Genomic DNA, 24,837 nt, shown 5'->3' with positions numbered 1-24,837 from the left:
AATGTAAATATCATATTTAGCATTCAGCATCCAGCATTCAGCATCCAGCATCCAACACCCAACACCCAACATCTCCACCATGTTCACCGACGAATATTTTATGAAAATGGCTTTACAGGAAGCCGAGACAGCCCTCGCAAAAGAGGAGGTCCCGATCGGATGCGTCATTGTTTGCAATAATCAAGTTATTGCCAGAGCCCACAATCTTACAGAAACTTTGAACGATGTTACCGCACATGCAGAAATGCAGGCAATCACCTCTGCGGCGAATTTTCTGGGTGGTAAGTATTTGCAGGATTGTACGCTTTATGTGACGCTGGAGCCGTGCGTGATGTGTTGTGGAGCATTAAACTGGGCTCAGATTTCGAAAGTGGTGATCGGTGCCAGAGATGAACAGCGTGGTTTTATCAACAAATCTCTAAAACTGCATCCAAAAACAGAGATTGTTATTGGCGTTTTAGAAAACGATTGTTCGGTGATCGTGAAGGAATTTTTTAGAAATAGGAGATGATTTTTGGGATCAATTCCTGCGGGTGAAATCTTTCAGGTGAATTCCTGTGGGTGAATTTTCTATGAGTGAATTATAAAGTAGATCTTCTTTTTCAAAATAGCGAATATCAAATTCACTATTCACAGCAAAGCGATTGACCATTCACGAAAACATCTCATTTTCTTTACAGATCCTTCCCCAGATAATACAATCCCTTCAAAGTATGCAGTCGGTCCGCGATATGTATTTTTTCCGTCAATGGTTTGTAAACGTGAGAAACTCCACCAGTTGAGATAACGAAGCAATCTGCTTGAACCTCATCATTAATGCGGTCTACGAAACCTTCAACCATTCCCAGGTAACCGTAAACCATTCCGCTTTGCATGCAGGAAACGGTATCTAAGCCCAAAACTGATTTGGGCTTAATGAGTTCAATCTCCGGGAGTTGGGCTGTGTCATGAATTAATGAGTTTAGCGCCGTAATAATTCCAGGCGCAATAATTACGCCCACTGTTTCCCCTTTCTCATCAATGCAGCTTGCGGTCAACGCCGTTCCGAAATCGAAGATAATTTTCTTTTTATCTGCGGGATAAAGATGATGGGCGGCGACGAGATTTGCATAAATATCGGTTCCCATTTGTTTTGATTTCGGTTGAACTTTTGAAGGTGTATTCCGGTCAACAACAATAGGGTTTTTACCATGAATTTTTTTGAGAGCTCTGGTAATATCGTAAGTCAATTGCGGAACAACGGAACCAACAATTACTCTATCAATATTCACCGCTTCAATTTTGTGATTTTGGTACATCATCATAAACTGAGCCTGCATTTCATCACTTGTCCGGTAAGGTTTCGTATTGATGATCCAGGAAATATCGCAGTTATCGTCATCGAACAGGCCGAAACGAATATTGGTATTTCCAATGTTGATGACGATTGAATTCATTGATTTTTATTTCTCGTAGATTTCGCTTACGGTTATTGCTATTGAATCCTTCGGATTCCGTCCGGCTATTTCTTTTATTTCGAATATTTTAAAGCTGCCATAAAATTAGTTAATCGTAAAAAATTTAACAGTTTTACTTTACCCAATTAATTCCTGTATCTTTTAAAATTTCGGTATTGTCTTTTGGTAAACTTTCCATTTTTAACCATAAAAAATATTCGTAATCTTTTAAAGAAGGAACTTTTCTTTCCATTTCAGGATCAATTTTTTTTATGCGGTTAAGTTTGTCGATATCTAGGTTTACATTTATTTCACTGTTTGCGCCAGTGAAAAAGTAATCTTTACCATTTTTCGAAATTTTCCCGTAATAAATTTTTACGTCATTTTCCTTTTGTACATTTTCGATTATTAAAACAATTGATTTATTAGTTAGAAACTGAAAATTATCTTTAACTTCAATTTCAGATTTTGAGCACGAAAAAAAGAGTAAAAAAATTAAAAAGTAAGTGAAAATCTTCATTGGTAAGAATCTATTATTTCACTTCCACCATATTATCCGCCAGGTTCACATCTGCTAATCTTTGAGAAAAATCAATTCCTAAAACAGAAATCTGGGCTTTGTTAAACGGAATTGTAAACGTATATTCTTTCTGCGTCCACGGCCAGTAATTTAAGGTCGTGAAGTCGCCATAAATATCTTTGCTTTTCCAAACATGGGTCATGTTCAGTGGGATTTGATAATTGATCACTTTTTTATCTTTGGTTAAGATTGAAAAATCGATCGGCATCGGAACCGAACCTTTATTTTCTAAAGTGATCGTGGTTGAAGTATCATCGTATTTTACATTTTTAATTCCATAATCGATTGTTTTCGTCGTATTGATCCAGTAATTTTGAAACCACTTTAAATCCATTCCGGAAACTCTCTGTGCAATGTGCATCAAATCTCTATCGCTGGGATGTTTAAGTTTCCAGGTTTGATAAAATTCTTTCATGGTCGCGGATAGATTCTCTTCCCCCATAATGTAACCAAGTTGAACTAGAAAAAGCTCCCCTTTTGTATAAGAAGCCACAGAATAAGCAGAACCGTTGTCGTGATGATCGCCAAACCAAACTGCAGGTTCTTCGATTCCTCTCTTCACGAAATTCCTGTAACTGTTCAAAGTTCCTACAAACGGATTTGCAGTCGGCTCTTTTGGCGGAAGAATTTGGTGCATCACTAAACTTTCATAATAACTCGTAAAACCTTCATCCATCCAGGGACGAACGCTTTCGTTGTAAGCCATGATCTGTTGATTCCAGGAATGTCCACCTTCGTGAACCATTAATCCAAGCAAACCTTCTAAGCTTGTTGCATTTCCTAAGATCATCGTACACATCCCGTATTCCATTCCGCCGTCGCCTCCCTGAATAAAAGCGTAAGTCGGATAAGTGTATCGTCCGAATGAGGCATTCATCAACTGGAAAAATTTAGTGATGTAAGACTTGGACTCTTCCCAAAGTTTTGTTTTCTCAGATTTTTGATAAACGTAATACACTTTTGGTCCGTCCAGAACAGTGAAATTTTCTACGGTATAATCACGGTCTGCAGCCCAGGCAAAGTCGAGCATATTTTTTGCGCTCCATTTCCAGGTCGCTTTATTTTTATTGTCCGTTTTTATTGTCGCTTTGGTGTCGTAACCTTTGACTTCAAGAGGATTTTCTAAACTTCCGCCAGCTCCAATAACGTAATCTTTGTCAATTTTAATGTTGACATCGAAATCTGCGAAAGGTGCATGAAACTCTCGGCCGATATAATCAAAAGTTGCCCAGCCATCGTAATCGTATTCTGCAATTTTCGGATACCATTGCGTTACGGTCATATCGATTCCTTCGCGGTTATTTCTTCCGGCGCGGCGAATTTGAATTGGAATTACTGCATCCCAATCCATGGTAAATGTTGTCGAAGAGTTTGGTTTAATTGGAGTTGCCAGTTCCACTTTCATAACCGTTTCCTGAATTTCAAATTTCAGGTCTTTGCCATTTTGTTTGATCCAGTGAATATTTTGAGCACCTTCTTCCTCTTTTGGAATAGAAGCCAAGCGGGAAATACCATTGTTTTGTAATCTCGAATCGCCGTTTTTTCCCTGTCCGCCGACTCTTTGGTCCATCATAGAACCTGCTTTGAAAGCATTCCAATAAAGATGAAAGTAAACGACTTTTAATTCGTCGGGTGAATTATTGGTGTAGGTTAAAGTTTGTTTTCCCTGGTAAGTGAAGTTTTCGGCGTCAACATCAATATCCATTTTATATTTGGCGTGTTGTTGATAGTAGGCGTTTTGTTGCGCTGAAACCAGTCCGAAAACGAGGGCGAAAATTACGAGAAGTCCTTTATTCATTTCTTAAAAATTTTTGAAATGGAAAGATAGGAAAATTTGAAAAAAGAAAAACCCTTTCAGCCTTTTAAAGGCTGAAAGGGTTATATAAAATTTGTTGATAATCCGGCGTTTGTTAGATAATCCCAGTTGCGCCCCGACTTGAACGTAAATCCTTTTTTTTTGCGCTGGCTCCCTCGCCTTCGGAGAGGGTTAGGGTGAGGAAAAAAAGATTGGGAGTAGAAGGCGGATCAAGGCGCCCAAATCAATCTACTTCTTCGGAACAGAGGAAGCTAAAATTTTCTCTAAAATCCGTAAAGTAATGAGATAAGTTGGTTTTACACCGGTTAATCCCAAACCACCGGAAGATAGTGTAGATCCCGTTTCCAAAGGATTATCAGATGCATAATACGCATACATTACGAACAGATCTTCCGAAATATGATGACGGATCTTGGAGGCGACCTGAATCGCTTTTTGGTAGTGTGCACCTTCCATTTCCAAACCGATCGCTTTCCAGGAAGTATCCATAAAATAGCGCAGAATATCTTTATTTTGAAGGGAAGTTCCTAAAACGGAAACCATTCCACCTTCGAAAGCCTGCAATTCATCGTCTTCGAAATCTGCTAATTTCAAAGCATTCTCAAAAGGATAATTATCTGCAGTTCCTTCGAATACGTGGGAAGTTGGGATCATAATGTCGCCTTTGCCACCCATTAAAATTCCGGCTTTCCCCATGATAGAGATCGATTTCACTTTCATGGTGTAAATTTCGCCGTTGTAATCGTAAGGTCGCAACAATTCGTCCATCACTTCAAACGCCTGTTCGCCAAAAGCGTAATCGAAAACCAAGATCACATCGTCGCCCGAAAATTTCATTCCGGAGAAAGGCGTGTTTTTTAAATCAGTTTTTGAGAGGTCGATGATTTGCACATCGATATTACTTCCACTTTGATCGTCAATATAAATCAAACCCGCTTTCTGAGAATGTTTTAACACTTTTTCCTGTAAAGATTTGGTGTTCGAAATTTCTTCGTATAATTTGTAATCTACGTCTTTCGTGGTTTTTTTTCCGATGGCATCATTCGCATAAAGCATGTTTTTTACCGAATGCATATTGGCAGAAATAATGTGCAAAGGTCGCATGTGCAGATCATTTTCTGCTAAAACCTGCTTCACCTTATTAGCCCATTTTTCGCCAAAGAAGTGATGCCCAACTCTTTCGCGAAGTATTGCGGAGAAATGAACTTCGCGTTCCCGAATTTTTTTGGAATCGTTGAAACTCTCGTCTCCGAGGTGATAAATAATTTTGAAAAGACGGTCTGGATTTTTGTCATCACCAAAGTGATTGTAAGCATTTAATGTTTCAGCAAACGTTCTTCCCAAAAGCGAAGATAAATGAATCAAGGCTACTTCTTTTTCCTTACGGCTGAATTTTTTCTCCCCTTTTGCTACCTCTTCAATAATTTTCCAGGCTCTTGTTGGCTTGTCGTTTTCATCGGAAATAAAAGCAAGATTTCGAATTTTATCCGCTTCTATATATAAGAAGGTGAGGTGAGTCAGAATGTCATAAATCTCCGAACGACCGAGAAGAACTTCAATATTCATCTGATGTTCGTCGATCCTGTAACAGTTACGTCGTCTCTTTTTAGGAACGATCACTTCAAAACTTCCTTTTTCAAAACCTTCATCGGAAGTCAGGTGAATGAATGAACATTCTTCAATTCCCTCCGGAAGTCGGTCGAGAACATACAAAAGTCCGTCGAGTTCTATTTTATTTGGAACGCCCATTGTCCCGTAAATTTCGGGGTTAATGGTTGTTAGTAATGATCTTAGGCTTTCTCCGGAGATCCCGGATGGTTTGAAAAAACCGCGATAGAATAAGTGTCGCATAGAAACATAAAGTCGCTCAATCGCTTCAGTCGTTTCTCTTGCACGTGAATTTACCATAGTGTATCTTTTGGCAAAGATAATACATATTGGCAGTTTTAAAAAATATCTAGGATCTTACCAGATTATTAATTGTTAATGTAATGGGTTTTTGTGTTTTATGAATGCTTTTGCGATGAATAAATGAGGGTTTTATCTGAAATTAATGGCCTTTTCCTATTCTTTCAATTTCTTTTTTCATGTCTTTAAATGGAATCTTAGTTGCGCTTTTTATCATTTTCCCCTTATCGAATAACTGCAGATCATAAGTATCATTTTTAAGATCAGTGATCAAAATTCCTTCTTTTGGTTTTCCTGTCGAATCCCGTACTATTGCTGCAATTGTGCTTTCGTCGTCTGATTTGTCTAAAAATTCACCACTGCTAAGATTTTCCGATAGTTTGTTGAAAATTTCTGGTGCGCTTTTTAAATGGTCGTCAATCGAATTATAGACCATAAATATAAATTTCGATTCGCCATAATTTTCGTTTGGCTTTTCATAAAGATCTATAGTCGCTGAATTTATTTTTTCATCTTTAATATAATAAAGTGTAACTCTTTCATAAAATTTATCATTCTTGGTTTCCGCGGAAGAATAGGTTCTGGATTCCAGAAGTTTGCCGTCAATCAACAATTTTTTTGTAAATCCTTTGTCTGAGTTTTCAATTTTGATGGTTGCTTTTTTCTTTTCCTGCAGATCGCTAACCTCAATAGCGTCACCCTTTAATTCAAAATGAATTCTGTTAAAATAATTAACTGCAAACAAATCCCAGTCGAAACTTTGAAGCACGCCATTTTTTAAGTTCCTGGAGATAAATTGACGATTTTTTAATATGTATTCTACGCCATCATATATTTTCCCGTCTTTGTAGATAGATTTTATGTTGTACGATTGGTAGCGATAATTATCCATATTTTCCAGATAATTATTGGAGTATTGAAACTTCGGACTGCCATTTTCGTAATAGTCAATTTCTTGAAATTCACTGTCTTCATCAGTCACAAAATATCCGGAGTAAGGTGTACCGTTTTTGAAAATCCCTTCGTAAAATTCTTGTGGCTGATCCTGAATTGAAAAAGACTGATCTAATATTTTTACAAGAACTCCATTTTCATAAAACTTTTTCTTTGCGATATTGTCTTCTTCTTTTGAGTATTCATCCTTATAAATAGTTTCCGTTTCTATTTTACCATTTTTATAAAAGGTTGTTTCTTTTCTTTCGATTAAATTTCCGTTATAAGGTTCATCATTTTTATAGTCGATCATGGCAGTAACTTTTCCATCATCATCATAAAAAGTCGTCGTTCCATTAAGTTTTTCGTTTTGAATGGTGTAGGTTTTTTCAAGATTTTCTAAGCGGTAATTAAATACTTTTTGAAGACCGGTTTTTTTAAAGTTTTCAACGTTAATTAATTCCTCTTTTCCGTCATAGCCTTCTTCTTTGATAATAAAAGTTCCGTTGAAGGGTTTTCCATTTTTATAAATTCCTTTGGTAATTATTTCTTGGTCTTCATTTGTAGCAATGGCTTCTCCTTCTTTAACACCGTTTTTATAATTTTCATTGATGGTGATATCACCCATTTTATTTTCGAAATTACCCTGAAAAGGCTCGTTTTCTTTATAAATTCTTTTGCTTTTGAGGGTGCCTTTTTCAGAAAAAATCATTTCATCACCAACTTTTAAACCTTCACGATAATTCGTTTCAGAAGAAACGCCGCCTTTAGGATAATAGGAAAGCGCTTTTCCGGATTTTTCACCATTCACATAATGAGTAGATGATTCTAAACCGGTGGCGAAATTATTTTGAAGATAATATTTGTAAACTACGCCGTTGCGGATCCGGTGGTTGTATTCTTCTAGATTATTTTCCGTGATGGTTTGAATTAATTTTCCTGATTGATCATAATTTTTTTGCCCAATAAGATTAAGATCATCATTTGTCACGTCGTAAACTTTTTCTTCAGCCAGTTTAATTGAATTAGCCCAGAATGTTTTTTGAGTAATTGTTTTGTCATAAACTTTTTTTGTTTTTTCAGAAGTAGCGGAGGACGACATTTGAGGTACCAGTCCAACCGTTTGCTGCAATTGTGGTTCATCTTCTGAAGCATTGTTATCGTACTCGTCTGTTATCGTTTCAAAATCGCCACTTTTTGGCTTTCCTTTAGAATAGATACCTTCCATTAAAACGCCACCGTCTTTATTATAAATAATGGTTTTGCCGTCTTTAACGCCATTTTTGTATTGAACCGTTTTTCGAATTTTACCGTTTGCATGATAATAGGTTAAGGTTGCATTTTTTGTACGGTTATAATATTGTCTGAACGTGGTGTCGTTTCCGTTCTCATCATACCAAATAATATCTCCGGCATAAGCGTTCTCATTATCTTTTAATATGTAACCTTCAAATTGAGGAGTTCCGTTCAGATAAAAATCTTGCAGTAGATTTATATTCGCCCAATTCTTTTAAAGGCATTAATCGGTAATAGGAAGCGTTCGCAGTTGCAGTTACTTTCCAGTCTTTGTCAAAATAAATCTTGGTTGAATTTTGAGAAAGTATTATTTGGAAGGACAGAAATGAAAGGCAGAGAATAAATTTGGAGATCATATATTCGTTATTTACTCAAAAATAAACATTTTTAAGATGCGACCGCCGATATAGAAAGAAACTAAATTACAGAATATCATGTGAGAAGCTATATTAAAAATAGGGGTCTGTGTAAAAAAAGCATAATATTTTATATTTTGTAAGAATTATTTAGGGGTGAAATAATTTTTTAGCTGATTATTTTGTATTTTTGTAGAACTAAAATCAAATCAAATGGCATATTTAAGATTTAAAGCATTAGAAATGCTTTCCTTTAAAGATTATAGAAAAGATAACGCAGTGGTTGTTCCTGCGAAATTATCCGAGCTTTTCTGTCAGAATGTATTTTCTGAAGAAACGATGAGGTCTTATTTGACTCAGGAAGCATTTAAGTCTATCCAGGATGCTATTAAAAGAGGAACAAAAATTCAGCGCGACGTTGCAGATCAAATTGCAGTTGCTATGAAAGACTGGGCTTTAAGCAAAGGCGCAACTCATTATACGCACTGGTTTCAGCCTTTGACTGGATCAACTGCGGAAAAGCATGATTCATTTTTTACGCCTTTTGAAACTGATCGAGCGATCGAAAGATTCTCAGGTGGAATGTTGATCCAGCAGGAGCCAGATGCTTCTTCTTTTCCGAATGGTGGAATTAGAAATACTTTCGAAGCGAGAGGTTATACCGCCTGGGATCCAACTTCGCCAGCATTTATTGTAGGAACAACGCTTTGTATTCCTTCAATCTTTATATCATACACAGGAGAAACTCTCGATTACAAAGCCCCTTTATTAAGAGCTTTACACGCGGTTGATACTGCTGCAACGGATATTTGCAGATCTTACTTCGATAAGAATGTCACCAAGGTAAGTCCGACTTTAGGTTGGGAACAGGAATATTTCCTCGTAGATTCTGCGTTGTATCAATCCAGACCGGATCTGGTCATCACAGGAAAGACTTTAATGGGACATTCCCCAGCAAAAGGCCAGCAGTTAGATGATCATTATTTCGGTTCTATTCCGACAAGAGTAATGAACTTTATGAAGGAACTGGAGATCGAGTGTATGAAATTAGGAATTCCAGTGACCACACGTCATAACGAGGTTGCCCCAAACCAGTTCGAGTTGGCTCCAATGTTTGAAGAAGTAAATGTCGCAGTTGATCACAACTCCTTATTAATGGATATTATGGCGAGAGTTGCGCACAAGCATCATTTTCATATTCTTTTCCATGAGAAACCTTTCGCAGGGGTTAATGGAAGTGGGAAACACAATAACTGGAGTATGGCAACGGATACCGGGGAAAATCTTTTAAGCCCGGGAAAAAATCCGAAAAAGAATTTACAGTTCCTGACCTTCTTTGTTAATACGATAAAAGCGGTGCACGATTATGCAGATTTGTTACGGGCAAGTATCGCTTCAGCAAGCAACGATCACAGATTGGGCGCTAACGAAGCTCCGCCTGCAATTATTTCTACATTTATAGGGACACAACTTTTTAGTGTTTTAGAAGAACTGGAAAAAGTCACAGACGGAAAATTGTCTCCGGAAGAAAAAACGGAACTCAAATTAAATGTTGTTGGTAAGATCCCAATGATTTTGTTAGACAATACAGATCGGAACAGAACTTCTCCGTTTGCTTTTACCGGTAATAAATTCGAAATCAGAGCGGTGGGCTCTTCTGCGAATTGTGCAGAAGTAATGACGGTGATGAATTCTATTGTCGCGAAACAACTCCAAACATTCAAGATCGAAGTTGACGCTTTAATTGAAAAAGGTTTAAAAAAGGATGAAGCCATCTTTAATATATTAAGAGAGTATATTAAATTGTCTAAAAATATTATGTTTGAAGGCGATGGTTATTCAGACGATTGGGCCGTAGAAGCGGAGAAAAGAGGATTAAGTAATTTAAAAACTACACCTGAAGCTTTAAAAAGAGAAATGGATGATAAATTCGTTGCACTTTACGAAGACCTTGGTATTTATACGCACAGAGAAATTGAGGCGAGAAACGAAATTAAATTAGAAAAATATTCTACCGTAATTTCTATTGAAGCCACTGTACTTGCCGATATTGCCAGAAATCATATTATTCCTTGTGCCCTAAACTATCAAAATAGATTGATAGAGAACGTGAAAGGATTGAAGGATATCTTCGATGAAAAAGAATTTAAAAAATTAGCGGGGGAGCAAATGAATATGATCGCCGAAATTTCGGAACATGTTTCTATTATAAAAGTGGAAGTTGACCGTTTGTTGAAAGCAATTACGGAAGCGAAAATGGCAGACAATTCCCAACTGATGGCAGAAATGTTTTGTAACGATGTGAAGCCTCTATTTGATAAGATCAGAAATTCTTCAGACGAGCTGGAGATGATGGTTGATGATGAACTTTGGCCAATGACGAAGTATCGCGAATTATTATTTACAAGATAAATCGTTAAATAATTATAATCCTGCATTTATGCAGGATTTTTTTTGCGATTTAGTCAATCATCATAGAAGAATTTTATAAATGAAATAGATGAGATGAATAAATGTTAACAAATCATAATAAAAATAAAAACGCAATCACCTAAATAAAGGGATTGCGGATTATTTTCTCTTAACATTACATTGCATACTGTTAAAATGTGTTAAAATAACTTTTGCGGAAAGGTGTTTACACCTATACTAAAGAGTGAATACTTACTTTTGCTTTGCATTTAAAAACAAATATTACTTTTTAACACAGAAATTAAATATATATATGAAGAAAAGAGTTCTGTTTTATCTAGTTGGAGCGATTGCGACATTTTCACTGCAATCTTGTGTTACCAACTACGCGGTCTCAGCACCTACGGCTTATATTAATGAATACAAATCAGATGCCAAACTTGCATCTATCGATAATAAAAAATTAGAAATTGCTAAGACGCAACTACTTAATAGCTTCAAAGATGAAAAGATCGCTGCAGCAAAAAGTTTAGAAGCTTCTTTAAAGAATGAAGAAATCGCGAAGACGGTAAGATTCACAAGTAAGATCGATGATATTTTAACGGAAGCAGAATCTTATTTAGGAACTCCTTACCGTTATGGTGGAATGACCAGAAAAGGAATAGACTGTTCCGCATTTGTACTTTCAGTTTTTGGCGCAGCAGCCGGTATGAATTTGCCAAGAGTTGCCGCTTCACAAGCTCAGGAAGGTGACAAAATTGATAAAGAGAACCTTCAGAAAGGAGATTTAGTTTTCTTTTCCCACGGTAGAGGAAGAATTTCCCACGTTGGAATTGTAGAGAACGTTACAGCGGAAGGAGATATTAGATTTATTCATGCAGCCACGTCGAGGGGTGTGATGATCTCTTCTTTAAGTGATTCCTACTGGGGACCAAAATTCAGATTTGCGAAGCGGGTAATGTCGCAAGAAGTTTTTAACAGTAATTTTGCAAATATTAACTAACTCAGATATTTTAAGTAATTGATATGAAGCTACCAGAAATGGTAGCTTTTTTTATGCGAAGAAACTTCAAAATTAATGCATCAAACATTGATCTGTTATGCTTTAAAGTTCTGGATGGAACACTGATTAAAAATGATGGACCAGATTTTTGGGAACGTAGAAATCTGCTCTTTTAAGCAACACATTAAAACATTGATGTTTTGATTCAGTCGTGAAATAACGACGAAATTGCACCCTCTAGAATCAACATAATAGATGGGATTGAAAGGATAAGATTAAAAATCAGGTAAGTTTAATAATAACCGCAATGTCAACTTCAGAAGAAAAGCCTTAAACAAGACTGTTTCGATCCGTATAATTGAGTTTAAAGAAGATAAACGTCATGATCGAAAAGGCCAGAAGAGAAGATCCGCCATAACTGAAAAACGGCAGTGGAATCCCAACGGTAGGGAACAGTCCCATGACCATTCCTAAATTAATGGCAAAGTGCATTAAAAGTATGGAGGCAAAGCAATATCCGAACACGCGGTTGAAAGTCGATTTCTGCATTTCCGACAGGTAATAAATTCTCCCGATAAATATGGCGTAAAAGAGAACGAGAATTGATGCTCCAAAAAAGCCCCATTCTTCCCCAACCGTACAGAAAATATAATCCGTCTCCTGTTCCGGTACAAACTTACCCTGCGTTACCGAACCTTCTTTATACCCTTTCCCAAAAAATCCGCCGGAACCGATTGCCGTTTTCGAATAGAGTAAATTATATCCCGACGTGTCCCGAAAGGCTTTTTCACCCTTGTACAAAACTTCAATTCTTTCTCTCTGGTGTTTAGGCATCTTCTCCAGAATGGTGGGCGAAACAAAAGCAAGTCCGCAAAGCAGTATGAATGATCCCAAAAAGTTAGCGACAGAAAAAATATTCCAGTGAATTCTGGAGTAATTAAATAGGATAATGAAACCATAGATCACCGCAACGCCCGCAATTACATAAAGCGGGTCCACAGCAAGCGCCACTAAAAAAACAGCCGCTAAAATCCCTCCAACTCCGAAAAACCAGCCACTTAATCCTTCGCGAAAAAGCGCAATAAAATAAGCCGTAAATACAAGTAAGGAACCTACATCCGGAATCGCCAAAACCACGATAGCCGGTATTCCAATAATAGCAAGAGAAGTCCACAAGGATTTTTTTACTTTCAGATTAAAATCCGGCCCGGAAACATAGTTAGCGAGCATCAAAGAAACTCCAATTTTTGCGAACTCAACGGGCTGCATGGTTAAGCCACCGAATTTATACCAGTTTTTTTGTCCTAAAATTTCCGTTCCAAAAGGAAAAAGACCTATCAGTAAAAGAACACCACCAACATAGATGATACTGGAGAAATTCTCGAAAAACTTCGTTCGCATCATAAAAATGATCAAACCGATAAAAAGAGAAATTCCAAAATAAATAAGCTGTTTTTGGCCCAAAGTTTCGTTTACACTGTAGATATTCGCTATTGCAAAAGTGCAAATTGCGAGGTATAAAAAAATACTGAGTTTGTCTAAACCTTCTGTCCACTTCATTTGGCCGGGGTGTTACTTTTTAATTTTGTTCGAAGGGAATCTCGTTTATAAATCAATTTCGCGCGAATAACCTCATTTTTTATAAATTTAAGGCTGTCTTCTATATTTCGAATTTTTACTGAATCTTTATTCGGTTCTTTATAAAGTCCTTTTCTTTTAAGTTCTCCAACCCATTGTCTTTGATATTCGGGCATAAAACTCGCGTTCACTAATTTGTTATAGAGTTGCTCGCGCTTTAAATCACCAGTTAAATATTTTTCTGCAATTGCTGTTGCAGCCGGACCAGCCCAGGTTCCGCCGAAACCCGCATGTTCAAAAACAGCAGCAATTACTATCTTGGGATTTTCTGCCGGAGCGGCCAATACGAAAATCGAATTATCTTTTCCTTGTGGAACCTGCGCTGTTCCTGTTTTTGCAAGCATGGTGAAATCGTTGGATTTTAAACTTCTGGCAGTTCCATGAAGAACAACGGCTTCCATTCCTTTGATGATAGGTTCGAAGTGTTTCGGATCAACCAGTGTTTTATGCTTTACTTTAAATCTCGGATCTGGATTTGGTTTTCCGTCGATCGATTTTACAATGTGTGGCGTGTAATACCAACCTCTGTTAACAATTGCTGCAACAACATTTGCCATTTGTAAAGGCGTTAAAAGAACATCGCCCTGACCCATTCCGTTAAAAACAGAACCATTCATGGTGTAAGCAGAAGACCAGTCTTTTTTACCACCACTCCTCTTTTCATAAAATTCTCCGGTAGGAATTCTTCCTTTCGAACCAACAGCAATATCGGTGTTCAAAAATTCACCCACTCCAAAACTGCTCATGATTTTTTTCCATTCGTTAACCCCTCTTGTGGGATCTCCCGGATATTTATCCATGATCGCGATATAGGCATGAGAAAAGTAACAGTTGCTGGAAATCTGGATCGCCGGAATTAGTGGATCAGCACCACCATGGCCTTTAATTCTTAAACCCCGATAATTAAATCCGCCACCACAGGGGAAAATTGTATTTTCGTCCATCACCCCCATTTGCATCCCAGCCGCAGCAGTAAGAAGTTTAAAAGTAGAACCCGGCGGATAAGCCGCCTGAACTGATCGGTCGAAAGTAGGTCTGTTATTATAAACCGTATCCATTTGTAATCGATACAGATTTTTTGTTTTTTCCGGTCCAATAAAAAGATTGGGATCAATATCCGGTCCGGTCGCCAGAACTAAAATCTCGCCGGTCGCGGGATCAATCGCTACAATGGCACCTTGCTTATTCACCATCATTTCTTCTGCCATTTTCTGCAGATCATAATCGATGGTCAGTGTAATGTCCTTTCCAGTCACTACATCTTTATCTAATGTCCCATTTTTATAGGATCCAATACTTCTAAGTCGGATATCTTTCTGAATATACTGTATGCCTTTTTCCCCACGAAGATCTTTTTCATAGGATTTTTCAATACCCGTTTTTCCAATAAAATCACCTGGCAAATAGTAGACGGAATCTTTTTTGATCTCCCGATCATTAACCTCATTGGTGTAACCCAGCAGATTTCCGGAAGTGGAAACTTCATACTGTCGTTGAGGTCTTGAAACGATATTGAAAGCCGGATATTTAAAAATGATTTCCTGAATTCTTGCGATTTCTTCCCGGCTTAAATTTTTACTAAAAGTGATCGGTGTAAGTTTCGAATAGTATTTTTCTTTTTTGATGGCATTGATCCTCGTGATAAATTCCGATTTGCTGATCTTCATTAAATTACAGAAATCTAAAGTATCAAAATCCGGTCGCATGAGTGCTTCGGTAAAAGAAATTTCGTAAGAAGGTTGATTGCCAACCATGATCTTTCCATTTCGGTCGAAAATAACGCCACGCTGCGGGATTATATATTCTGTTTTGATAGAGGTATTTGCCGCGTTAAGCGCATACCGATCGGTGAAGAGTTGTAAATAAGCAAGTCTTGCAATAAGTATTAGAGCAAGAACGGATAGTACGACGGTGATTTTGAGATATTGTGATTTCAAACTTTCTGTTTGATTTTAAATGCTAAAGAGTAAAGCACGATGAATATAAAGGAAATGGCACTGGTTGCTAAAATATTGATGAAAATTTCGAAGATTCTACTCAGTTTAAAAAATTCAATATACTGAACTAAAAACTGGTGCAGGAAAATACTGGAAAATATAAAGAACAAATATTGCGACCATTGTAACGTTTGAAAAGAGAAGAAATCCGTAGATGTATCGGTAGAAGTACGAAAGATCAACGTTCGGAAATAAGCGATCATCACTGTTGCAAAAGCATTAATTCCCCAGGTGTAAAGAAAGGAATCAATCCCTAATCCTAAAAGAAAACTCAAGACCAGAAACTGAAATTTGTTTCTGAAGAAAGGATAAAACATTACAAAAACAGGATATAAAACCGGTGTGTATTTCCCAAAAAGGGTAATTCGGTTCAGCACAAAAATTTGTAATGCAATGAGCAAAACAATGATCAGAATATCTGTAAAAAGTGTTCTGCTTATCATTTTTCTTTATTTATCGTCGCTTGCAACGTATCCTGAATTTTTTGAACTTCTGCTTTCTTCAAATTTTTAACAACGAAAATTTTGCTCAGATTCCCCATTTTCTCACTCAGTTCCACAGAGATATCCCAGAATCCTGTTTTGCTGTCCACTTCATATCCAGAAATTTTTCCAACCGTTACTCCTTGTGGGAAAAGTGCAGATTTCCCGTCGGTTACAATGGTATCTCCGATCTGAAGCGGTACATATTTAGGGACATCAGAAAGGTGCATCGTTCTGGAGTCTGTGCCTTTCCAGGTTAATGTTCCAAAGTAACCGGATTTTTTCAGGGAGGCGTTAATTTTAATCTTATTAATACTTAAAATCGACTGGACCAAAGCGTAGGATTCGGTGGTGTTAATAACGATTCCTGCAATTCCTTTCGGCGCCATTACTCCCATTTTAGGAAGAACGCCGTCTCTTTTTCCACGGTTAATGGTAAAGTAATTATCTTTTCGGTTAATGCTGTTAAAAACAATTTCACCATCAACGAAAGTATAAATCTGTCCGCCGCCGATTGTATCGTGAACTTTTCTGAATTGAGGAATTTCGGTAGAATTTTTTCCGTAAAGCTGCTCCATCAAATCCTTGTTCTGAGAAACCAGCTGATCATTGATCTGTTTGAGTTTCAGGTAAGAAGCGCCTTCGTCAATATAGCCGGAAACCCAGGAATTGAAAGCTGCAGTTTGCCCCGCAATCCACGACTGCTGCATTGAGTTTCTGCCGAAAATCAATACCAAAGCAATGAGTTGCAGAAATATAAAGAAGACGAATAGGCCGTTCTTCGAAAATAATCTCAGCAAAAATCCCATCAGTTAATGTCGTAAAAAGTTAAAATTTATTTGATCAGGAAGTTGAATTTATCCATGTTTTTTAGTGCGATACCAGTTCCGCGAACTACAGCTCTCAAAGGATCTTCAGCAACAAAAACGGGCAATCCTGTTTTCTTGTGAAGTCGGTCTGCAAGTCCTCTCAACAAAGCGCCACCGCCTGCAAGATAAATACCTGTTTTGTAAATATCGGCTGCTAATTCCGGCGGAGTAAGAGAAAGTGTTTCCATTACGGCATCTTCGATTCGAATGATGGATTTATCTAAAGCACGTGCGATCTCTTTGTAGTTCACCATAATTTCTTTTGGTTTACCGGTGATCAAATCACGTCCCTGTACTGGAACATCGTCAATATCCACATCTAATTCTTCAACAGCGGAACCTGCTTCAATTTTAATTCTTTCTGCAGTTCTTTCTCCGATATATAAATTGTGATGTGTTCTTAAATAATAGGCAATATCATTGGTAAAAACGTCACCTGCGATCTTCACAGATTTATCACAAACGATTCCTCCCAAAGCAACAACCGCAATTTCTGTAGTTCCGCCTCCTATGTCGATGATCATATTTCCTTCTGGTTTTTGAACATCAATTCCAACACCTATTGCGGCGGCCATTGGTTCATAGATCAAACGTACTTCTTTAGCGTTTACTTTTTGCGCAGAATCACGTACTGCTCTTTTTTCTACTTCTGTAATGCCAGATGGAATACAGATTACAATTTTTAAAGTGGGTTGAAAAAGTTTCCCTTTGATGCCTGGAATCTGTTTAATGAATTCCTTGATCATATGTTCAGATGCATGAAAATCAGCAATTACGCCGTCTTTCAAAGGTCGAATGGTCTTAATGTCTTCGTGGGTTTTCCCTTGCATATGTTTTGCCTTCTCCCCAACCGCAATTGGTTTCCCGGTCGAACGTTCAATTGCTACAATAGATGGCTGATCAATAACAATCTTGTTGTTGTGTATAATAAGTGTGTTCGCTGTTCCTAGATCAATCGCAATATCCTGCGTGAACATATCAAATAACCCCATTTTTTTCCTGATTTTTTTAAGTGTACAAAGATATAAATTTAGAACCGTTCTAAAAATTACATTTCAACTAATTTTGGTTAAAGTTTTATTAAAGTTCAGCGCCAGGATAATATAACTTTTTTCTTGCCTAAATATTTCATTTACAACGTAAAATAGAAGTTTTGGAGTCTGTTTAAATAGATTTTGCTGATAATCTTCATAAGGCAATACTTGCTTTCTTTCATTTAAAAATCTTAAATTTGCGATTGTCTATGAATCAAGATCACAATATTCACAAAACCGCGAATTTTGCCGTTCTCAGTATCAGTTTCGAGAAAGCTGATGCAGAAACACGGGGTAAATTTTCATTTTTTGATGAGAATATTAAAAATTTCGTCAACGAAATCCATGAGCAAAATTTAGGCGACGCTTTTGTAGTTTCTACCTGCAACCGCACCGAAATTTATACGACCACTCAAAATTACCTTCTGATCGCTGAACTTTACTGCAGGATCATCGGCGTAAGTCTCACCGAATTCATGAAATATGTGAATGTTCTGAAACGGGAAGAAGCCTTGAATCATCTTTTTCGTGTGGCGGCAGGTTTAGAAAGTCAGATCATCGGTGATTTCGAAATTATCGGTCAGATCAAAAACGCTTATTACCGCTTCAAAAAAGAAAAGAAAAATTCTAATCCTTTTCTGGAAAGGTCGATTAATTCTGCTATTCAAATTTCAAAAAGAATAAAGAACGAAACCGGGATCTCAAACGGAGCAGCTTCCGTTTCTTATGCTGCGGTTCATTATATCTTGAAAAACCAACCTCAAATTTCCGAGAAAAATATATTACTTCTGGGAGTCGGAGAGATCGGGCAGAACACCGTGGAGAACCTGGTAAAACACGTTTACAAACCGAAAGTAAAAATTGCGAACAGAAGTTTAGACAAGGCAGAAAAAATTGCTGAGAAATATCAGATTCCGCACATCGAATTTGATCAGTTCCAGGAGGAATTGAGTAAAACCGATATTTTAATTGTCGCAACAGGAGCGCAACATCCAATTATCAATAAAAGTCATTTCCCGAACGGAAAGGAAACGTTGGTCATCGATCTTTCTATTCCGAATAATGTGGAAAAAAATATTACGGAAAATACGAATGTAAGTTTAGTTGATGTAGATCAGCTTTCGCTTCACATCAGCGAAACCATGTTGCAGCGTCAAAAAGAAATTCCTAAAGCCGAAGAGATCATTAAAGAGATGACAAAAGACTTTATGGAGTGGGAAAAGAAACGAAAACTGGCGCCGAATATTCATCATTTTAAAGCTGCTTTAAAAAACATGGAGCGTAATGAGATGCACAATATTCATAAAAAACACCAATATGTGGGGGTTGATGATATGGCACTTTCAGATAAAATGATCCAGAAAATTACCAATCGTTTCGCAAAATACATCATCGATAATCCCTGGAAAGCCGAGGAAATTAGCAAATTGATGCACGAGATTTTAGTTGAACAGCCAAATAACGAATTCAATGAGAAGCATTAAAATAGGCACCCGAAATTCTCCGCTTGCTCTTTGGCAGGCAAGAGAAGTTGCCCGAAATCTTCAAAATAAAAATTATACAACAGAGATTGTCCCGATCCTTTCTTCAGGAGACAAAAATCTTACTCAACCGCTTTATTCCTTGGGAATTACCGGAATTTTTACAAAAGATCTAGATGTTGCTTTGCTGAATAACGAAGTTGATATTGCTGTTCATTCCCTGAAAGATATTCCCACAGAATTACCAGAAAAGCTTACCATTATTGCCGTTTTAGAACGCGATTACCCGGAAGATGTTTTGGTTAGAAAAAAGGATTCTGCTACTTTGGAAATGAAAGAGCTGAAGATCGCGACAAGCAGTTTACGCCGTCGTGCCTTTTGGTTGCGCGAATTTCCAGAAACGCACTTTTCAGATATTCGCGGTAATGTTCAAACCAGATTAAAAAAATTAGAAGAAAATGATTTTGATGCCACATTATTTTCTCTAGCGGCAATTGCAAGAATGGGTTTAAATGTTGATTATGAGCAACTTCCAATGATGATTTCGGCGCCTGCGCAAGGAGTTGTCGCTGTTTGTGGAAGGAGCGATGATGGCGAGATTCAGGAAATTTTTGCCGACATCAATCATAAAAGAACACAGATCTGTATCGACATTGAAAGAAATTTTTTAAATGCTTTGGAAGGTGGCTGTACCGCCCCAATTGGTGCTTTCGCCGAAATTAATGATAGTGATGAAATTCGTTTTGTTGGAAGATTATGTTCCCTGGACGGAAAAAACTGCATCGAAACCGACGAGATCTTTGCGTGGAACGAAACTGAAAACTTCGGTCAAAAACTCGCTCAGAAAATCCTGGATAATGGCGGAAAAGCATTGATGCAGGAAATAAAAAATTCATTCTAAAGTTTTCTTCAAGGACTTTGCAATACAGATAAATATGAAAATTCTTTTCACAAAAAAACTAAATAAATTAGTGATTTCCAAGAAATTAGGGAGTCATTTTTCTTATGATTTTTTGGAAGTCATCAAAATAAATCCGGTGCAGGTTGAACCTTTCGACCTGAAAAACAGATCCTTAATTTTTACGAGCGTTAATGCAGTAGATTCTTTTTTCGCGAGTAATTTCAAACCAAATGAGAGTTTTGTTGACAAGAATTTTAACAAAATTTATGCAGTAGGTTTAAAAACAAAAGCGGCTCTGCGAAAACGTGGTTTTGGAACTTTCAAGGTGGCGAAACATGCAAAAGAGCTTTCAGAATTTATTATCGATAACAGCACGAAAGAGAAGTTTATTCATTTTTGTGGAGATCTTGCTTTAGATGTTTTAGATAAAACTTTACCGCTGCAAAACATTTCCTACAAGAAATTTGTGATGTATGAAACAAAACTGATCTATCCGAAAGCTTCCGGCGAATACGATGCGGTCTGTTTTTTTAGTCCGAGTGGAGTTCGTAGTTTTGCAAAGTTTAATTCTTTGGATCACCACCAGCTTTTTTCCATTGGTGAAACGACTGAAAGCGAACTGAAAAAATTCACAAAAAATTCGATTATAACAAGTAAAGAAAGCAATCTTGATGATTTGCTGAAATTAATTTCTGCTCAGGAAAAATAAAACTGAGGAGGGAAAATTTAAAATTATGATTAAAAACGACCTGTATTTAAAAGCTTTAAGAGGAGAAACCGTTGAAAGACCACCTGTCTGGATGATGCGGCAAGCCGGCAGATTTTTACCGGAGTTTCGGGAGTTGCGCGATAAATACGATTTTTTTACAAGATGCCAAACGCCGGAATTAGCATCGGAGATCACAATGATGCCGATTCGCCGTTATCCGTTAGATGCTGCGATTTTATTTTCGGATATTTTGGTTATTCCGCAGGCGATGGGAATGGATTTCGAAATGCGGGAAGGAGTTGGACCCTGGTTAGAAAAACCCATCCGAAGTTTAGAAGATGTTGAAAATGTTTACGTACCTAATGTTGATGATACTTTAGGTTATGTTTTTGATGCTATCGAGCTGACTTTACATAAGTTAGATAACGATATTCCTTTGATCGGTTTTGCCGGTTCGCCCTGGACGATCTTGTGTTATTGTGTAGAAGGTAAAGGTTCCAAAACGTTTGATATCGCGAAGAAATTCTGTTTCCAGAATCCGGAAGCTGCTCATTTATTATTACAGAAAATTACAGATACCACGATCGCTTATCTGAAAAGAAAAGTAGAGAAAGGGGTTTCTGCAGTTCAGGTTTTTGATTCCTGGGGCGGAATGTTATCGCCGGAAGATTATCAGGTTTTTTCTTATCAATATATCAATCAGATCGTTGCGGCTTTAAGTCCATTAACGCACGTAGTTGTTTTCGGAAAAGGCTGTTGGTTTGCGCTGGAAGAAATGATGCTTTCGAAAGTTTCTGCTTTGGGCGTTGACTGGACCATTCATCCGGAAGTTGCACGAACTTTAACGAATAACACCATGACTTTGCAGGGGAATTTTGATCCTTCCCGATTATATTCTTCTCCGGAAACCATTAAGAAAATGGTAAAGGAAATGATAGACCGATTCGGAAAAGACCGGTACATCGTTAACTTAGGACACGGAATTTTGCCTAATATTCCTTTAGAAAACGCTGAAGCTTTTATTCGCGCGGTAGTTGACTGGAAGCCGAACTAGAAAAATTTTAAATATATTTTAGAACGCATCTTCGGGTGCGTTTTTTTATTGAAGTTTTTCAATTTCATAATACAGCAATTCTTCCTCGTCATCTGGCAGACGAACAGTTTTCAAATAGTTCAAGCCCAGTTTCTGAATTAAGTTTTGGGACGCCACATTTTCTTTGGATGTAATTGCGGAGATCTTGTCTAAACCAAATTCCGTAAAAGCAACTTCTAAAAGTTTAGAAGCGGATTCAAATCCATAACCTTTCCCCTGAAATTCTTCCAGAAAAGAAAATCCAATATCATTTACGTCTAAACCTTCTCTTTGAAAAATTCCTACAGCACCAACTTTCAAATTGTCGGATTTCCGAACGATCAGGTAATTTCCGTATCCCAATCTTTCCAGTTGAGGTAAAAATTTTTCGGTAATATAATTTTCGGCATCTTCAACCGTCCTGATATTTCGATCCCCAATAAATTGGATGAACTTTGGGGAATTATACAACTCCAGGATGAATGGCGCGTCAGACTTTGACATTGCCTTCAGCAGCAATCTTTCAGTTTCCAAATTTCTAATTTTCTCCATTATTTTTTCTTGTAATCCACAAAGCTCAATTTCATAAAAGCAGCACCTCAAATATAGAAAAAAGGTGGCACAGAAATGGAAGACTAGTGAGAAATTTAGAAAATGAAAAATATTGTAAGGAGCTTCTTAGCCGTATTCACATTGCTTTTTTTAGCAAACTGTACCTCGCAAATGACGAATTCTGATCATGTAAAAAGAGAATGGATGTTAGTCGAATTTCAGAACTTTAGCAAAGATTTGATGATAATTAATAAGGCTAACATGAACTTGACAAACATAAAAGACGCAGGAAAATTTTCTGCAAATATGGGTTGTAACAACATGTTTGGATCAGCGACTTTTAATGCAAACGGTACCGTGAAATTTTCGCAGATCGGGAGCACGATGATATTTTGCGATAAGGCGATGAATTTAGAATCTGCCTTTGGTAAAGCCTTACCGATGATGACGACCTATAAAATTGAGGGACATTATCTTACGCTTTCCGATGGCAAAGGTCAGATGATGAAGTTTGTTGCTGCAGACTGGGACTAAAAATACTATGAAGGAAAAAGTGATCTCAGATAATTTTATCTGAGATTTTTTATTAGTGAAAATCAAATTATTATCTTTGTACAAATGCCGAAAGGAAATTTATGTTAGAAAAAAAAGAACATTTATACGAAAAAGCCGTTTTAGTCGGCTTAATTACCCAAAATCAAAGTGAAGATAAGCTCAACGAATATTTTGACGAACTGGAGTTTCTGGCTTTAACAGCAGGAGCGACCGTACAGAAAAGATTCACGCAAAGGCTTACACAACCAGATTCTAAAACTTTTATCGGAAGCGGAAAAGCCCAGGAAATTAGAGTTTATATAAAGGAACATGAGATCGGAACTGTAATTTTCGATGATGAACTTTCGCCATCACAATTGAAGAATCTCGAAAAAGAGATGGAAGTTAAAATTCTCGACAGAACGAATTTAATTCTGGATATTTTTGCGCAGAGAGCTCAAACTTCCTACGCAAGAACGCAGGTAGAATTAGCGCAGTACCAATATCTTCTGCCGCGATTGACCAGAATGTGGACTCACCTCGAAAGACAGAAAGGGGGAATTGGAATGCGTGGTCCGGGGGAAACGGAGATCGAAACAGACAGAAGGATCATCCGGGACCGAATCACTTTATTGAAAGAGAAATTAAAAACGATCGATAAGCAAATGGCTACCCAGCGGAATAACCGTGGGAAAATGGTTCGTGTTGCGCTTGTTGGCTATACCAATGTTGGAAAATCAACGTTGATGAATGCCATTTCAAAATCTGAAGTTTTTGCGGAAAATAAATTATTTGCCACTTTAGATACCACCGTTCGAAAAGTCGTTATAGGAAATTTACCTTTCTTATTAACCGACACGGTTGGGTTTATACGGAAGTTACCCACGCAACTGGTAGAAAGTTTTAAATCAACTTTAGATGAGGTTAGGGAAGCTGATCTCTTGATTCATGTTGTAGATATTTCCCACGAAAGTTTTGAAGATCACATTAATTCTGTTAATCAAACTTTAATGGAAATTAATGCCCATCAAAAACCCATGATCATGGTTTTCAATAAAATTGATGCCTTCGCTTACGAGAAAAAAGAAGAGGACGATCTTACGCCCGAAACACGGAAAAACATTTCTCTGGAGGACTGGAAAAAAACATGGATGTCGAAGTCACAATATCCAACGGTTTTTATCTCGGCCCTAACAAAAGAGAACTTCCCGGAAATGAAAAAAATGATCTACGATGAGGTTTTAAAGATCCATATCGCCAGATTTCCGTACAACGATTTCCTCTTTGAATATCATGATGATGAGGAGGAAAGCCAGGAAACTGAGATTTAGGATATTTTAGTCTCAAAAGATTTCAGTTTAATTCGTAAAAATTTTAAAACAATGACCATAAAGAAAACAATTTTCTTGTTTTTATTTTTCTTTCTTTTAATGCTAAATATCAGCTGCGATAAAGACCGGGAAGATTGTTTTACTCCGCCACAACCAGCTTATTTTAAATTTGTAGACGCCGTAACGGGTGAAAATTTGATCACTAACGGAATGCTGTCTTCCGCGGACTTCAAACTAAAAGATGAAAATAATAATACTGAAAGTTTTCGGGTAATAACGGAAAATAATTTAAACGCGGTTTTAGTAAATATCGGTTGGACAGAGGGAACAAAAAATTACACCTTCGATCTAGGAAACTCCAAAACCTTTAAGTTTAAAGTCGTATCCAGAAAACTGACTGGAAATTGTGGAGGTTACGGAGTTGAAAAAGTAGAAATCATTGACGCCGCTTTTACAATGGACAATTATTTTTACTTAATTAAATTATAAGGATTGTA

The 24,837-nt window shown here is 37.3% G+C and carries 23 protein-coding genes and 1 pseudogene; 11 read left to right on the top strand and 13 right to left on the bottom strand.

Annotated elements, in window-relative coordinates; translation table 11 throughout:
• Nucleotides 1-79 precede the first annotated feature (79 nt).
• Entirely contained in the window at nucleotides 80-511 is a 432-nt protein-coding gene (locus ACZ9HT_RS02350; protein ID WP_476038826.1) for a nucleoside deaminase, read from the top strand.
• Between the two features lie 163 nt (nucleotides 512-674).
• Here the strand turns inward: ACZ9HT_RS02350 and ACZ9HT_RS02345 are convergent, their stop codons facing one another.
• From ACZ9HT_RS02345 to ACZ9HT_RS02315, 7 genes and pseudogenes are all read right to left on the bottom strand, one after another.
• A complete protein-coding gene (locus tag ACZ9HT_RS02345; RefSeq protein WP_476038825.1) occupies nucleotides 675-1,436 on the bottom strand; it encodes a type III pantothenate kinase in 762 nt (253 codons plus the stop codon).
• A gap of 133 nt (nucleotides 1,437-1,569) precedes the next feature.
• On the bottom strand, nucleotides 1,570-1,956 hold the full coding sequence (locus ACZ9HT_RS02340; RefSeq protein WP_476038824.1) for a hypothetical protein: 387 nt from the start codon (nucleotides 1,954-1,956) through the stop codon (nucleotides 1,570-1,572).
• 13 nt (nucleotides 1,957-1,969) lie between these two features.
• Nucleotides 1,970-3,814, bottom strand: coding sequence for a M1 family metallopeptidase (locus ACZ9HT_RS02335; RefSeq protein WP_476038823.1), 1,845 nt, complete (start codon nucleotides 3,812-3,814; stop codon nucleotides 1,970-1,972).
• A 246-nt stretch (nucleotides 3,815-4,060) separates the two neighbouring features.
• Nucleotides 4,061-5,740, bottom strand: a complete 1,680-nt coding sequence (locus ACZ9HT_RS02330) for a DUF6909 family protein (protein WP_476038822.1) — start codon at nucleotides 5,738-5,740, stop codon at nucleotides 4,061-4,063.
• A gap of 142 nt (nucleotides 5,741-5,882) precedes the next feature.
• The gene (locus ACZ9HT_RS02325; RefSeq protein WP_476038821.1) at nucleotides 5,883-7,901 is read right to left on the bottom strand and encodes a toxin-antitoxin system YwqK family antitoxin; all 2,019 of its coding nucleotides are present in this window, start codon (nucleotides 7,899-7,901) and stop codon (nucleotides 5,883-5,885) included.
• A 51-nt stretch (nucleotides 7,902-7,952) separates the two neighbouring features.
• Nucleotides 7,953-8,075 (bottom strand): annotated as a pseudogene (locus ACZ9HT_RS02320) (hypothetical protein); the annotation flags it as partial.
• A 46-nt stretch (nucleotides 8,076-8,121) separates the two neighbouring features.
• Nucleotides 8,122-8,325: a hypothetical protein gene (locus tag ACZ9HT_RS02315; protein WP_476038820.1), complete on the bottom strand. Its 204-nt coding sequence runs from the start codon at nucleotides 8,323-8,325 to the stop codon at nucleotides 8,122-8,124.
• A 213-nt stretch (nucleotides 8,326-8,538) separates the two neighbouring features.
• On the opposite strand from ACZ9HT_RS02315, the gene ACZ9HT_RS02310 reads away from it, so the two are divergent.
• From ACZ9HT_RS02310 to ACZ9HT_RS02300, 3 genes are all read left to right on the top strand, one after another.
• A complete protein-coding gene (locus ACZ9HT_RS02310; protein ID WP_476038819.1) occupies nucleotides 8,539-10,737 on the top strand; it encodes a glutamine synthetase III family protein in 2,199 nt (732 codons plus the stop codon).
• A 313-nt stretch (nucleotides 10,738-11,050) separates the two neighbouring features.
• Nucleotides 11,051-11,740, top strand: coding sequence for a C40 family peptidase (locus ACZ9HT_RS02305; protein ID WP_476038818.1), 690 nt, complete (start codon nucleotides 11,051-11,053; stop codon nucleotides 11,738-11,740).
• Between the two features lie 23 nt (nucleotides 11,741-11,763).
• Nucleotides 11,764-11,916 carry a hypothetical protein gene (locus tag ACZ9HT_RS02300; protein ID WP_476038817.1) on the top strand — a complete coding sequence of 51 codons (153 nt, stop codon included), beginning with the start codon at nucleotides 11,764-11,766 and terminating at the stop codon, nucleotides 11,914-11,916.
• 154 nt (nucleotides 11,917-12,070) lie between these two features.
• On the opposite strand, the gene rodA is transcribed toward ACZ9HT_RS02300, so the two are convergent.
• From rodA to ACZ9HT_RS02275, 5 genes are read right to left on the bottom strand one after another with little or no spacing between them, the layout of a single operon-like run.
• Nucleotides 12,071-13,300 (bottom strand): rod shape-determining protein RodA, encoded by a 1,230-nt coding sequence (gene rodA / locus ACZ9HT_RS02295; RefSeq protein ID WP_476038816.1) that lies wholly within the window; start codon nucleotides 13,298-13,300, stop codon nucleotides 12,071-12,073.
• Nucleotides 13,297-15,315: a penicillin-binding transpeptidase domain-containing protein gene (locus ACZ9HT_RS02290; RefSeq protein WP_476038815.1), complete on the bottom strand. Its 2,019-nt coding sequence runs from the start codon at nucleotides 15,313-15,315 to the stop codon at nucleotides 13,297-13,299. The genes rodA and ACZ9HT_RS02290 overlap by 4 nt, the downstream gene beginning before the upstream one ends.
• Nucleotides 15,312-15,818 (bottom strand): rod shape-determining protein MreD, encoded by a 507-nt coding sequence (locus ACZ9HT_RS02285; RefSeq protein ID WP_476038814.1) that lies wholly within the window; start codon nucleotides 15,816-15,818, stop codon nucleotides 15,312-15,314. Before ACZ9HT_RS02285 ends, ACZ9HT_RS02290 begins: the two co-directional genes overlap by 4 nt.
• Entirely contained in the window at nucleotides 15,815-16,666 is an 852-nt protein-coding gene (mreC, locus tag ACZ9HT_RS02280; RefSeq protein WP_476038813.1) for a rod shape-determining protein MreC, read from the bottom strand. Before mreC ends, ACZ9HT_RS02285 begins: the two co-directional genes overlap by 4 nt.
• A gap of 26 nt (nucleotides 16,667-16,692) precedes the next feature.
• Nucleotides 16,693-17,718: a rod shape-determining protein gene (locus ACZ9HT_RS02275; protein WP_476038812.1), complete on the bottom strand. Its 1,026-nt coding sequence runs from the start codon at nucleotides 17,716-17,718 to the stop codon at nucleotides 16,693-16,695.
• 251 nt (nucleotides 17,719-17,969) lie between these two features.
• Between ACZ9HT_RS02275 and hemA the strand changes: the two genes are divergently transcribed.
• Genes hemA through hemE form a run of 4 tightly spaced genes read left to right on the top strand, consistent with a single transcriptional unit; the run spans nucleotide 17,970 to nucleotide 21,905 of the window.
• Entirely contained in the window at nucleotides 17,970-19,244 is a 1,275-nt protein-coding gene (gene hemA, locus ACZ9HT_RS02270; protein WP_476038811.1) for a glutamyl-tRNA reductase, read from the top strand.
• The gene (gene hemC / locus ACZ9HT_RS02265; RefSeq protein ID WP_476038810.1) at nucleotides 19,231-20,142 is read left to right on the top strand and encodes a hydroxymethylbilane synthase; all 912 of its coding nucleotides are present in this window, start codon (nucleotides 19,231-19,233) and stop codon (nucleotides 20,140-20,142) included. Before hemA ends, hemC begins: the two co-directional genes overlap by 14 nt.
• A gap of 34 nt (nucleotides 20,143-20,176) precedes the next feature.
• Complete coding sequence (locus tag ACZ9HT_RS02260; protein WP_476038809.1) at nucleotides 20,177-20,851, top strand: uroporphyrinogen-III synthase; 675 nt, start codon at nucleotides 20,177-20,179, stop codon at nucleotides 20,849-20,851.
• 25 nt (nucleotides 20,852-20,876) lie between these two features.
• Nucleotides 20,877-21,905 carry a uroporphyrinogen decarboxylase gene (hemE, locus tag ACZ9HT_RS02255; RefSeq protein ID WP_476038808.1) on the top strand — a complete coding sequence of 343 codons (1,029 nt, stop codon included), beginning with the start codon at nucleotides 20,877-20,879 and terminating at the stop codon, nucleotides 21,903-21,905.
• A gap of 45 nt (nucleotides 21,906-21,950) precedes the next feature.
• Here the strand turns inward: hemE and ACZ9HT_RS02250 are convergent, their stop codons facing one another.
• Nucleotides 21,951-22,475: a GNAT family N-acetyltransferase gene (locus ACZ9HT_RS02250; RefSeq protein WP_476038807.1), complete on the bottom strand. Its 525-nt coding sequence runs from the start codon at nucleotides 22,473-22,475 to the stop codon at nucleotides 21,951-21,953.
• 102 nt (nucleotides 22,476-22,577) lie between these two features.
• Here ACZ9HT_RS02250 and ACZ9HT_RS02245 point away from each other — a divergent pair, with 102 nt between their 5' ends.
• The 3 genes from ACZ9HT_RS02245 to ACZ9HT_RS02235 all read left to right on the top strand — a co-directional run bounded on the left by ACZ9HT_RS02245 (nucleotide 22,578) and on the right by ACZ9HT_RS02235 (nucleotide 24,829).
• Nucleotides 22,578-23,009 (top strand): META domain-containing protein, encoded by a 432-nt coding sequence (locus tag ACZ9HT_RS02245; RefSeq protein ID WP_476038806.1) that lies wholly within the window; start codon nucleotides 22,578-22,580, stop codon nucleotides 23,007-23,009.
• Between the two features lie 101 nt (nucleotides 23,010-23,110).
• Entirely contained in the window at nucleotides 23,111-24,340 is a 1,230-nt protein-coding gene (gene hflX, locus ACZ9HT_RS02240) for a GTPase HflX (RefSeq protein WP_476038805.1), read from the top strand.
• 51 nt (nucleotides 24,341-24,391) lie between these two features.
• Nucleotides 24,392-24,829 (top strand): hypothetical protein, encoded by a 438-nt coding sequence (locus ACZ9HT_RS02235; protein ID WP_476038804.1) that lies wholly within the window; start codon nucleotides 24,392-24,394, stop codon nucleotides 24,827-24,829.
• Nucleotides 24,830-24,837 lie beyond the last annotated feature (8 nt).

The organism is Chryseobacterium sp. UYP7, from assembly GCF_056279225.1.
The sequence above is the reverse complement of the archived record's forward strand: the minus strand, read 5'-3'. Positions and strand labels throughout refer to the sequence as shown.